Origin of the sequence: Flavobacterium hungaricum (assembly GCF_015182285.1) — a bacterium.
GTDB lineage: Bacteria > Bacteroidota > Bacteroidia > Flavobacteriales > Flavobacteriaceae > Flavobacterium > Flavobacterium hungaricum.
Genome location: NZ_PRDM01000001.1, coordinates 759,391 through 771,664 on the forward strand (window position 1 = coordinate 759,391; position 12,274 = coordinate 771,664).

12 protein-coding genes are annotated in these 12,274 nt (G+C 35.6%); 5 read left to right on the forward strand and 7 right to left on the reverse strand.

Going from position 1 to position 12,274, the window contains the following annotated elements; translation table 11 throughout:
• Positions 1–48 precede the first annotated feature (48 nt).
• Positions 49–1,677 (reverse strand): acyl-CoA carboxylase subunit beta, encoded by a 1,629-nt coding sequence (locus C4F50_RS03255; protein ID WP_193844988.1) that lies wholly within the window; start codon positions 1,675–1,677, stop codon positions 49–51.
• 139 nt (positions 1,678–1,816) lie between these two features.
• On the opposite strand from C4F50_RS03255, the gene C4F50_RS03260 reads away from it, so the two are divergent.
• The 4 genes from C4F50_RS03260 (at position 1,817) to C4F50_RS03275 (ending at position 3,461) form a co-directional block, all read left to right on the forward strand.
• Positions 1,817–2,407: a TetR/AcrR family transcriptional regulator gene (locus C4F50_RS03260; RefSeq protein WP_193844989.1), complete on the forward strand. Its 591-nt coding sequence runs from the start codon at positions 1,817–1,819 to the stop codon at positions 2,405–2,407.
• A gap of 69 nt (positions 2,408–2,476) precedes the next feature.
• Complete coding sequence (locus C4F50_RS03265) at positions 2,477–2,935, forward strand: hypothetical protein (RefSeq protein WP_193844990.1); 459 nt, start codon at positions 2,477–2,479, stop codon at positions 2,933–2,935.
• A 2-nt stretch (positions 2,936–2,937) separates the two neighbouring features.
• Positions 2,938–3,249: a DUF3817 domain-containing protein gene (locus tag C4F50_RS03270; RefSeq protein ID WP_193844991.1), complete on the forward strand. Its 312-nt coding sequence runs from the start codon at positions 2,938–2,940 to the stop codon at positions 3,247–3,249.
• 5 nt (positions 3,250–3,254) lie between these two features.
• Positions 3,255–3,461, forward strand: a complete 207-nt coding sequence (locus tag C4F50_RS03275; RefSeq protein ID WP_193844992.1) for a hypothetical protein — start codon at positions 3,255–3,257, stop codon at positions 3,459–3,461.
• Positions 3,462–3,521: 60 nt separating this feature from the next.
• Here C4F50_RS03275 and lpxD read toward each other — a convergent pair whose 3' ends face one another.
• The 4 genes from lpxD to prfB all read right to left on the reverse strand — a co-directional run bounded on the left by lpxD (position 3,522) and on the right by prfB (position 7,269).
• Positions 3,522–4,520 (reverse strand): UDP-3-O-(3-hydroxymyristoyl)glucosamine N-acyltransferase, encoded by a 999-nt coding sequence (lpxD, locus tag C4F50_RS03280; RefSeq protein WP_193844993.1) that lies wholly within the window; start codon positions 4,518–4,520, stop codon positions 3,522–3,524.
• Positions 4,521–4,836: 316 nt separating this feature from the next.
• Positions 4,837–5,283 (reverse strand): peptide-methionine (R)-S-oxide reductase MsrB, encoded by a 447-nt coding sequence (gene msrB / locus C4F50_RS03285; RefSeq protein WP_193844994.1) that lies wholly within the window; start codon positions 5,281–5,283, stop codon positions 4,837–4,839.
• 32 nt (positions 5,284–5,315) lie between these two features.
• Entirely contained in the window at positions 5,316–6,170 is an 855-nt protein-coding gene (locus C4F50_RS03290; protein WP_193844995.1) for a hypothetical protein, read from the reverse strand.
• Positions 6,171–7,269, reverse strand: a protein-coding gene (gene prfB, locus C4F50_RS03295) for a peptide chain release factor 2 (protein ID WP_193844996.1) whose coding sequence is annotated in 2 segments (ribosomal slippage) — positions 6,171–7,205 and positions 7,207–7,269 — 1,098 coding nt in all. Because the reading frame shifts where the segments join, the coding sequence is not laid out codon by codon here.
• Between the two features lie 153 nt (positions 7,270–7,422).
• On the opposite strand from prfB, the gene C4F50_RS03300 reads away from it, so the two are divergent.
• Entirely contained in the window at positions 7,423–8,442 is a 1,020-nt protein-coding gene (locus C4F50_RS03300; protein WP_193844997.1) for a threonine aldolase family protein, read from the forward strand.
• Between the two features lie 165 nt (positions 8,443–8,607).
• Here C4F50_RS03300 and adhE read toward each other — a convergent pair whose 3' ends face one another.
• Together adhE and C4F50_RS03310 are read right to left on the reverse strand one after the other, a co-directional pair.
• On the reverse strand, positions 8,608–11,307 hold the full coding sequence (gene adhE / locus C4F50_RS03305) for a bifunctional acetaldehyde-CoA/alcohol dehydrogenase (RefSeq protein ID WP_193844998.1): 2,700 nt from the start codon (positions 11,305–11,307) through the stop codon (positions 8,608–8,610).
• Positions 11,308–11,933: 626 nt separating this feature from the next.
• Positions 11,934–12,254, reverse strand: coding sequence for a YbaB/EbfC family nucleoid-associated protein (locus C4F50_RS03310; protein WP_035648504.1), 321 nt, complete (start codon positions 12,252–12,254; stop codon positions 11,934–11,936).
• Between the last annotated feature and the right edge of the window lie 20 nt (positions 12,255–12,274).

A 12,274-nucleotide genomic window follows, 5' to 3' on the forward strand; every position in this document is an offset into this window, starting at 1 on the left:
ATAAGTTTGTTGCTTTTTTATGGTGTTTTATCGAGAATTCTTAAATCGCTAAACTTGAATAACTCCCAAATTAAATGGTTTTTGAATAGGAGCATGGTTAGCGGCTTCGATTCCTATTGAGATCCATTTTCTAGTGTCCAGCGGATCAATAATCGCATCTGTCCATAATCTGGATGCAGCATAATAAGGCGAGGTCTGTTCGTCGTAACGTGCTTTTATTTTGTTGAAAAGCGCATCTTCTTTAGCTTCATCTATAATTTCTCCTTTGGCTTTAAGCGAAGAAGCTTCGATTTGTGCTAAAACTTTAGCAGCCTGCGTACCGCCCATAACAGCAAGTTCTGCACTTGGCCATGCAAAAATTAATCTAGGGTCATAGGCTTTTCCGCACATCGCATAATTTCCTGCACCATAAGAATTACCTACAATTACAGTAAACTTAGGCACCACCGAATTACTAACGGCATTTACCATTTTGGCACCGTCTTTAATAATACCGCCGTGTTCCGATTTTGAACCCACCATAAAACCGGTAACGTCTTGCAGGAATACAAGTGGAATTTTCTTTTGATTGCAATTGGCAATAAAACGGGTTGCTTTATCAGCGCTGTCAGAATAGATCACGCCTCCAAACTGCATTTCGCCTTTTTTTGTTTTAACTACTTTGCGCTGATTGGCTATAATACCAACAGCCCATCCGTCAATTCTGGCGTAACCGGTAATTATAGTCTGGCCGTAACCATCTTTGTAAGCTTCAAATTCTGAATTATCTACCAAACGATTGATGATTTCCATCATATCGTATTGCTCGTTTCGGGCTTTTGGTAAAATTCCGTAAATGTCATTTGGCTCTAACGCTGGTTTTATAGCTTTGATTCGGTTATAGCCGGCTTTATCATAATCTCCAATCTTATCGACTATGCTTTTGATTTTATCTAAAGCATCTTTATCATCTTTCGCTTTATAATCGGTTACACCCGAAATTTCGCAGTGTGTTGTAGCACCGCCCAAAGTTTCATTGTCTATCGTTTCGCCGATTGCGGCTTTTACCAAATAACTTCCAGCAAGGAAAATACTGCCTGTTTTATCTACAATTAAAGCTTCGTCGCTCATGATTGGCAGATAAGCACCTCCGGCAACACAGCTTCCCATAACGGCAGCGATTTGCGTAATTCCCATACTGCTCATTTGGGCATTATTTCTAAAGATGCGCCCGAAATGTTCTTTATCAGGGAAAATTTCATCCTGCATAGGCAGGTAAACTCCCGCGCTGTCAACCAAATAAATAATCGGAAGTCTGTTTTCCATGGCAATTTCTTGCGCACGAAGGTTTTTCTTTCCTGTAATTGGAAACCAGGCTCCGGCTTTTACAGTCGCATCATTAGCAACCACAATGCATTGTTTTCCTTTGACATAACCTATTTTGACAACAACGCCTCCACAAGGGCATCCGCCGTGTTCTGCGTACATTCCTTCTCCGGCAAAACCGCCTATTTCAATACTATTTGAATTTTCATCTAATAAATAAGCGATTCTTTCACGTGCGGTCATTTTTCCTTCGGAATGTAATTTCTCGATTCGTTTTTCGCCTCCGCCTAATTTTACTTTTGCAAATTTTTGTTTTAGTTCTGAAAGTAATAGTTTATTGTGATCTTCGTTTTTATTGAAGTTTAAATCCATGATATAATATTGATTTTACAAAATAGTGTTGGCTAATTTACAAAATCAATTGAAATAAATGGGTTGCTTTGTGAATTAAGAAAAAGTTTAAACCAATTATTTTTCTTTAATTTGTTTTTCATACTAATCAGTATTTTTTATGTCAAAAGCTGCAAATACCCGACTTAACATTCTTCATAAAGCATTTGAGTTGATTTATACCAAAGGCTATCAAACCACGAGCATTGATGAAATAATTGCAACAACTCAGGTTACAAAAGGGGCTTTTTATTACCATTTTAAAACAAAAGATGAAATGGGAGTTGCTATTATTGAAGAGATTCTAAAACCAACGATGCAGGAACACTTTATAAAACCAACCGAAGCTTCTCAAGATCCAATTGAAGATTTTTATAATATGATCTCCTATTTATTGCTTGAAGATCCTTTTCTGCAGGTAAAATATGGATGCCCGGTTGGAAATCTTACGCAGGAAATGACCCCATGGAATACAAAGTTTAGTGAAGCTCTGGCTGAATTGGTTGATTTATGGAAAGCGACCATTATAAATTCTATTGAAAAAGGAAAAGAAGCGGGTTTAATTCGTAAAGATGTAATTGGCGAACAAGTAGCATTTTTTATTTTATCTGGCTATTGGGGAATACGAAATTTCGGAAAACTTCAAAATGATAATTCTTCTTATCTGGTTTATTTAAAGGAGCTTAAGGGGTATCTAAATGGTTTAAAATAAAATTATTATTCAAAAACATACTAACTGGTATGTTTTTGAATATATTTGCATTGTCTTAATCAAAAAACAATGTATCAAACTCTTTTAGAATGCCATTCTTTTATAAGATGGTTCGTATTAGTAAGCTTGTTATATTCTATTTATAGAGCTTACAAAGGTTATTCTCAAAAACTTCCTTTTACTAAAAAAGATAACCTTGTCCGTCACTGGACGGCAACAATTGCCCATATCCAGCTTGTTTTTGGAATATTGGTTTATGTACAAAGTCCGATTGTGAAATATTTCTGGAAAAACTTTAAAGAAGCGATTCAAAATTTGGATGCTTCATTCTTCGGAATTATTCATATTGCCTTAATGCTGATTGCCATAGTTTTTATTACCATTGGCTCTGCTTTAGCCAAAAGAAAACTTCCTGAGGAGCAAAAGTTTAGAACCATTTTTGTTTGGTTTTCTATTGCCTTAGTTGTCATTTTTATTGCCATTCCGTGGCCATTTTCACCTCTTGCCAACCGACCTTATTTTAGATAATTATGAAAAATTTATTGCAGACCAATACCGGAAGATTGCGAATCATTGGATTTTTGGAAGGAACTTCGCTTTTAATTTTGCTTTTTATAGCAATGCCAATGAAATATATTTTTGAAATGCCCTTTTTAACCCGGCCGGTAGGAACGGTTCATGGGGCTTTGTTTCTTCTTTTTATTTTTAATACGCTGAGTGTTGGAGTAGAGCAGAACTGGAAATTTAAAAATACAACATGGAAAGTGCTTTTGGCTTGTGTGATTCCGTTTGGAACTTTTTATATTGATTCTAAAATTTTAAGCAAAATTAAAAACGAATAAAAGCCATGGTTTTTGTATTCAAAACAAATATTGACAGCATTTCGAAAGTGAAAAAGGTAACTCCTAAATTGAATAGGTTATTTCCAAATTCAAAGTGGAATTTTGATCTTGAAGATTGTGATAATATTCTGCGATTGGAATGTAAAGATGATATTATCGAAAAAGTTATTTTTTTAATGAAAGTTGTTGGCTTTGAGTGTGAAGCTTTATAAAAACAAAAAAACATTCACCGCGGTGAATGTTTTTTTTGTTTTATCTCAATTAAATTTGAATTATTTTTTAGGAGCGCAGGCCATTCTTTTAAGTGTTGCCCATTGTTTTAGAGCGTCGCGCGCTTCAACAGCAGGGTAGCCCAGCATTGTTTTTCCTGCAGGAACATCGCCAATAACACCAGATCCAGCTCCAATTGTAGCTCCGTCACCAATAGCAGTATGATCTTTTATAGAGGCACTGCCGCCAATAATAACACCATTTCCTAAAGTTACAGAACCAGCAAGACCGCTGTTGCCGGCCATTATACAAAATTTACCTAATTTGCTGTTGTGTCCAATTTGAACCAAATTATCAATTTTGCAGCCGTCCCCAAGAACTGTAGAACTAAATTTACCACGATCTACACAAGTGTTAGCGCCAATTTCTACACAATTGCCTATAATAACATTTCCAATTTGTGGAATTTTAACCAAACCTTTTTCTGAACAAGGTCTAAATCCAAAACCATCAGCACCAATTGTTGCATTAGGATGAATGATACAATCATTTCCGATATGGCAGCGTTCGCGAACAACAGCACCAGACCAAATAGTTGTATTGCGTCCTATCGTGCACTCGTCCAAAATAGTAACGTTTGGATACAGTATTGTACCAGCACCAATTTCAACTTTTGGACCCACATAACATCCAGCTCCAATTTTGACACCTTCGCCAATAATAGCGGTTTCGTCGATAGTGGCTGTTTTGTGAATGTTGTTGCGAAATAACGGAGCAGGTGGAGCAAAAAGAGCTAAAATCTGGGACATAGCCAAATCGGCATTTTTTACTTTAATAAAAGCACGATTTTCACCAGGCTCTATAGAAATGTCTTCGTTAACAACAGCAACAGAAGCGTTTGAAGCTGACCAGTATTTTTCATATTTTTTGTTTCCTATAAACGAAATTTCTGAAGTTGTAGCCTTTTCAAGTTGCTCAGTAGCAGTTATATTTTGAGATGTTGCGCCATAAATTACGCCATTAATTACTTCGTTAATTTCTTGAATTGAATAGGATCTCATGTAATGAATTAAAAGAGTTGGGGTTAATTTTTGCCAAATAAAATGAATTAGATTTTAATTACCTAATACTATTTTTTAATTTTTATGCGATATGTTTAAAATAATAATGTAAATATTACAAAATTAACATTTTAGCTATTAAATTTTTGATTCTTTTCTAAAATTCTATTTTTTATTTAGTATGTATTTACTGATGTATTTTCTTTTGTAAATTCTGTACTAGTTGGTAAAGAGGAACTTATGACTGATTTATTTCAAAAAAAAAAGCGATTCGCTCTAAAGAGGAACCGCTTTTAAAATTGTATTTAATGTAATTTTATTCTTTGACTTTGTTTAATGATAATGCATTAATACAATAGCGAAGACCACTTGGAGGAGGACCATCTGGAAAAATGTGTCCTAAATGCGCGTCGCAGGTATTACAGGTTACCTCAACACGAATCATTCCATGTGATTTATCGGCATGATATCCAACAGCATTTTCTTTTACTGGCTGTGTAAATGACGGCCAGCCGGTTCCTGATTCAAATTTTTCGGTAGCGTCAAACAATAAGGTGCCGCAACATTTACATTCGTAAATTCCAGGTTCAAATAAACTGCACATCTCTGAACTAAAAGATCTCTCAGTTCCTTTTAAACGTGCTACCTGAAACTCTTCTGGAGTTAGAATTTGTTTCCATTCTTCATCCGTTTTTTCCACTCTTTTATCTGGAGTTGGATTTCCTTTATTTGTAAAATGAATTACATCTGCCCATTTTATCATAACCTTTGTTTTTTAGTAAAATATGAAAAAGTTTAATTGTCAAAAGGATAATTGCTGTAACGCTTGTATTCTCCTGTTGCGCAATTTATTTTAACTACGTAATGTTTTAGATTTCTTGGAACTAAATCATTTGGACGTGTTCCAGATTCTGTTTCTTCGCCAAATAAATAGTAACTGTCTTTTGGTCCCACTTCAATACCATTTATTGTAGTAGTTCTAAAAACCTGATTCTTTCTTTTCTCTTTCAGGATACGCTCTGCGTCTTTTATTTTTATCCTGCATTTTTCAGCAAAACTATAATAGGCAATACTATCCGAAGGACTTATTTTTTTTATATGTTTTGAAATTTCTGGATTTAACCAGCCGTGTTCTCTAAAAAGAACAGCGCTCAAAAAAACTTCATTATTAATAGTTGGATTATCATTAAATCTACAATCGTGACTTCCGAGATATCCCGCCATTCCGTAATGAAGATAAGCATAATGATTGTAACCTGAAATATAATAATGTAATTTGTTTTGTGTTGTAACTACAATTGTATCGGTTTTTAAAAAACTCTTGTAAGGAATAGTAATAGTTTTGTATTCAGTATCAGGAGATTTTTTGGCATTACCATTTTTGATCAATGTGTCCTCAATCAATTTTCCGTTTCTCAGGATTTGGAATTTAAGAACGCTGATTTCATTTTTTTTAAACTTTGCTAACTGAATTTCTGGTTGTTCAGTTATAAATTTAACGGAATCACATTCTTTGGAGAATGTGATTCCATCAATTTCAGCTTGTTTTATACGTTTGTTTGATGACCAAAAGAACCATCCAACTGCCAGCGCTATTAATGCGGTAACAATTGCAATAAACGTCAAACAACCTTTTACATATTCATTCATTTATTCTTCTTCTTTTTGTCCCATCATCATTAGATAGGCTTTTAAGAAAGCGTCAATGTTTCCGTTCATAACGCCGTCAACGTCGCTGGTTTCGTAACCTGTACGAACATCTTTTACTAATTTATAAGGCTGCATTACGTAATTACGAATCTGCGATCCCCATTCAATTTTCATTTTTCCGGCTTCGATATCAGCGCGTTGTGCCTGCTGTTTCTTTAATTCAATTTCATACAATTGAGATCGAAGCATTTGCATAGCACGTTGTCTGTTATCTTGCTGTGAACGCGTTTCTGAACATTGAATCTGGATTCCGGTTGGTTTGTGAACTAATTGAACTTTTGTTTCTACTTTATTCACATTCTGCCCCCCGGCACCGCTCGAACGAGAGGTTGTAATCTCAATATCGGCAGGATTAATGTCGATCTCGATGCTGTCATCAACCAGCGGATAAACATACACAGATACGAATGAAGTATGACGTTTGGCATTACTGTCAAAAGGAGAGATTCTAACCAGACGATGTACACCGTTTTCTCCTTTTAAGTATCCAAAAGAATAATCGCCTTCAAACTCTAAAGTTACGGTCTTTATTCCCGCAACATCACCTTCTTGAAAGTTAAGTTCTTTTATTTTGTAGCCATAACTCTCGCCCCACATCATGTACATACGCATGAGCATTCCTGCCCAGTCGCAACTTTCGGTTCCACCGGCTCCAGCAGTAATTTGAACAACGGCACTTAAACTGTCGCCTTCATCAGAAAGCATGTTTTTGAATTCGATGTTTTCAATGTGCGATTGTGCCGCATTGTATTGTTCATCTAGTTCATCAACAGAAAGTTCTCCTTCTTTGTAAAAATCATGCGCCAGCTGCAGTTCTTCTGTAAGAGAGACAGCTTTGTCATAATCTTCAATCCATTTTTTCTTGTTTCGAAGATTTTTGACGATGTTTTCTGCTTCTTTTGGATGGTTCCAAAAATCAGGAGCAAAAGTTTTTTCTTCTTCGTTTGCGATTTCGATTAGCTTGGCATCAACGTCAAAGATACCTCCTCAACGCACCAAGGCGCTCCACAATACCTTTTACTTGTTCGGCTGTTGTCATAAATTAATTAATAGGTTTTTATATGTTTTTTACAATTATTACGTTAATTTGGTCTATAGAAATCTGCAAGTTAAAATTTAGTCAAACTTGCTGAAAATAACTATCAGTAATACGTAATTTTGCGTTACAAAAATAAGATATAGTTTTTAGAATATGGAAATAAATTTAATCAGCGATACCATAACAAAGCCTACTTATGAAATGCTGCAGTATATGTTTAACGCCCATGTTGGCGATGACGTATACAAACAAGACCCAACGGTGATTGAATTAGAGAATAGAACGGCCGAGTTTTTTGGTATGGAAGCCGGACTTTTTTTTCCGTCTGGAACTATGGCCAACCAAACCGCAATTAAACTGCACACACAGCCAGGCGAGCAGCTTATTGCCGATAAATATGCCCACGTTTATCATTATGAAGGAGGAGGGGTTTCTTTTAACAGCGGCGTTTCTTGCTGTTTGTTAGACGGACATCGCGGGATGATAAATGCAGCGCAGGTTGCAGCAGCGATTAATGATCCAGAATTTTATCACAGTCCGTTGACAAGTTTGGTTTGTGTAGAAAATACAACCAATAAAGGCGGCGGTGCTTGTTATGAATTAGAAGATTTAAGAGAAATAAAAAAAGTTTGTGACGCTAATAATTTGAAATTCCACCTAGACGGCGCCAGAATCTGGAATGCCATGGTAGCCAAAAGACAAAATCCGAAAGAATTTGGAGCTATATTTGACACTATTTCAGTTTGTTTGTCTAAAGGGTTGGGAGCTCCAATAGGATCGGTACTGCTTGGAAGTAAAGCGGATATTCACAGGGCATTGAGAATCAGAAAGATATTAGGGGGAGGAATGCGTCAGGTAGGGTATTTGGCAGCTGCGGGATTGTATGCTTTGGCCCATAATATTGAAAGACTGGCAGAAGACCACAGAAGAGCAAAAGAAATTGCTAAAGTATTGAGTACAAAACCTTGGATCGCTTCAATTGAGCCTGTAGAAACTAATATTTTGATTTTTTCACTGGCAGAAGGATACAGCGATCAGCTTTTAATTGAAAAACTAAAACAGAAAAATATTTTAATAAGTTCGCTAGGTCATAATAAACTTAGAATTGTAACTCATTTAGATTATAAAGAAGTGATGCATACTTACGTAATTGATACGCTGCAAAAGTTTTAAAAAGGCTTAAAGCTAGAAGTTTAACAGAACAAAGATTAAAAAGAAGTCTTTGAGAATTTAATACTGGCGACCAATGCTTAAATGAGGACCCGAATAATAATAGAAAAAGAGGCTGTTTCATAATTAATGAAAGAGCCTCTTTAAGTATTTATTTGAAATTAATCTCTAGATTTTTTCTCCGTAATATGCTTTACGCATAATTTGTTCCATGTCTTTTATCAAAGGTAAACGCGGATTTGCCGGAGTACATTGATCTTCAAAAGCATTCATGGCAAGTGTATTTAGTTTTGCTAACCATTCTTTTTCATCAAGACCCTGCTCTTTAAAACTCATTTTTATTCCCACTTTTTTACCCAATTCATAACATGCCTGGGCATATACCTGAGGTCCGTCTTTTGGTCCTTTTGCAGGAAGACCTAACATTTGGCAAATTTGAAAATATTTTTGGTCTGCTTTATAAGTAGAATATTTTGGCCATACTGAGAGTTTTCCCGGAACCTCGCCATTGTACTTAATAACGTAAGGTAATAAAATAGCATTGGTACGACCGTGAGGCGTATGGAACATTCCGCCAATTTTGTGAGCCATAGAGTGAGAAATTCCTAACATTGCATTGGCAAATGCCATACCTGCAATTGTCGAAGCGTTATGCATTTTATCGCGTGCTTCGTCGTCATTTTTACTGTCAAGGTAAGTTCTCTCCAGATATTGAAACACCATTTTGATAGCTTGCAGTGCCAGTCCGTCTGTGTAATCATTGGCCACAATAGAAACATATGCTTCTGTTGCGTGCGTAAGAACATCCATTCCTGTATCTGCAATAACTGCCGGAGGAACTGTTTTTGTTAGTTCAGAGTCAATAATGGCAACAGTTGGCGTAAAAGCATAATCTGCCAAAGGATATTTTTTATTAACAGAGTGATCTGAAATTACCGCAAAAGGAGTTACTTCAGAACCCGTTCCTGAGGTTGTAGGTATGCAGATCATTTTTGCTTTCTGTCCTAATGCTGGAATCTTCACTGCACGTTTACGAATGTCAAGGAATTTTTGTTTTACATCATCAAAAGATACTTGAGGTTGTTCGTATAGCAGCCACATTACTTTTGCAGCATCCATAACAGATCCGCCGCCCAGTGCAATAATAGTATCCGGCTGAAACTCACACAAGGTTGCTGCACCTGCTTTGGCAGTTTCTATACTTGGATCCGGCTCTACATTAGAGAAGATTCTAACATCAACTTTGTTGTCACGAAGGTTTAAAACGTCTATGATTTTTTGAACAAAACCAAGTTTTATCATACTCAAATCCGTTACAATCATTACTTTGGTAAGAGATTGCATTGATTTTAAATATTGAATCGAGTTAGGCTCGAAATAGATTTTTGAAGGGACTTTGAACCACTGCATATTATTGTTTCTTCTACCAATTCGCTTGATATTTATTAAATTAATTGCTCCAACATTTCCTGAAACAGAGTTTTTTCCATAAGATCCGCATCCAAGTGTAAGAGATGGAATAAATGAATTGTAAACGTCTCCAATACCTCCAAAAGTAGAAGGTGAATTCCAGATCACACGAATGGCTTTTACAGCAACTCCAAATTCTTGGGCTATTTTTTCATCTTTTGTATGAATAGCTGCTGAGTGACCCAATCCGTCAAATTCGACCATTTGTTCAGATAATTTAATACCTTCTTTTGTTGAGTTTGATTTTAGAACAGCCAAAACAGGAGAAAGTTTTTCTCTTGTCAAAGGTTCGTTTACACCAACTTCTGATACTTCGGCAGCAATAATTACTACATTTTCAGGTACAGAGAAACCGGCTTGTTCTGCAATCCATTGCGGAGATTTTCCAACAATATTGGGATTTAGTTTTGCGCCGCCGCAGTTTAGGCCTTTTGCAGTAACGCCAAACATAAGTTCTTCTAGTTTTGCTTTTTCTTTTTCATCAGCAAAATAAACATGATGGTGTTTAAAAGCAGCTTTGGTTTCTTCGTAAATTTCTTTATCAATAATAGCAGCTTGTTCAGAAGCGCAGATCATTCCCCAGTCAAATGATTTTGAAAGTACGATATCGTAAACAGCTTGTTTTATATTAGCTGTTTTTTCAATGTAAGCAGGGACGTTTCCGGCACCAACACCCAGTGCAGGTTTACCGCAAGAATAAGCAGCGCGAACCATTGCATTTCCTCCGGTCGCCAGAATGGTTGCTATAGTGGGGTGATTCATTAAAGAATTGGTTGCTTCTACAGATGGATATTCGATCCATTGAATACAATTTTCCGGAGCTCCGGCGGCAACTGCGGCATCGCGTACAACAATTGCAGCGGCTTTAGAACATTGCTGCGCCGAAGGATGGAAACCAAATATAATTGGATTACGGGTTTTAAGAGCAATTAAAGCCTTAAAAACAGTTGTAGAAGTTGGGTTTGTTGTTGGAGTAACACCACAAATAACGCCTACTGGTTCTGCAATTTCTACAATTCCTGATAATTGATCTTCGCCTATAATACCAACGGTTTTTAGGTTTTTTAAGCTATTGGTTACATTTTCGGCAGCAAACATATTTTTGGTCGCTTTATCTTCAAAAATACCACGACCTGTTTCTTCAACAGCGTGTAAAGCAAGTTCACCGTGTTTGTCTACAGCAGCAACAGAGGCTTTGGCCACAATATAATCAACTTGTTCCTGATTAAGTTCAAGGAATTGTTCAAGAGCAATGGCGCCTTTTTTGGCAAGTTCTTCGACATGAGCAGCAGCATCAACTTTTGGAGTTTCCTTGACAGCATCTTTTACTGATCCAGCACTTTGTTTTTCTGCTGTTTTGGTTTCAGTTCCATTTGGACTTAAGGTTTTCTCATTCATAATAATTTGTGTTATAGTTAATATTCACTTTTAATACAGTTTTTATAGATTGTGATAACTAATTATTTTATGACGAACTTTTTTGAGTCTGATGCAGGATTAACTCTAAAAATCTAATAACTAATTTCTCATTCCATCTCTTTGTTCATTTTTTAATGTTTTTGGTTTTTCAGTTTGCTTACATTTTTTCTCTTCCGAAGAAAAAAATATTTGTAAGATTTTACTTTTGATACCGATAAAAAGCTATTGGGTTAGGGTTTTTATCTGTATCAAATATCAAGACATATCAAGAGAATAAAACTGATATTTGTCAGTAGAAAAAAAAATCTACGCAAACGTTTTCTGTTGGAAATCAGTATTTTGTATGTATAAATTGAGGTCGAAAATACATGTAGAAGAAGTAATTTTTGATTTTAAAACCGAAGAAAATGGAGTGGATTTATAGCTGCTAAAAAAAACGTAAAGGCAGAACTATTTCGATTGCAACAAAGAAATTTGAAAAGAAATTTGAAAAGAAAAATGAGAAGAAAAATGAGAAGAAAAAAGAGAAGAAAAGGCATAAAAAAATCCGATTCATTTTGAGATAAATGAATCGGATTTTATTTAAAAAGAAGTAAAAATTTATCTTATTTAAACAAATTATCCATTCCTGGAATCATTGGCATGTCCATTTTTGCAACAGCATCTAGTTCTCTTTCGTTTATATTTGTTGCTTTTTCAATTGCTTTGTTCAAAGTTACGATCAAATAATCTTCTAATTGTTCTTTATCTTCTAGAAGAGAATCGTCTACAGAAATTGTTTTTATTTTTCTGCTTGCAGTAATTGTAATTTTCAATAATCCGTCGGCGCTTTGTTCGTCAATCAAAACAGTATCTAAGCGCTTTTTTGTATCTTCAATTTTTTGCTGGGTTTCTTTAAGTTTGCCCATCATTCCCATTAAATCCATTTTTATTGATTTTTTAAATT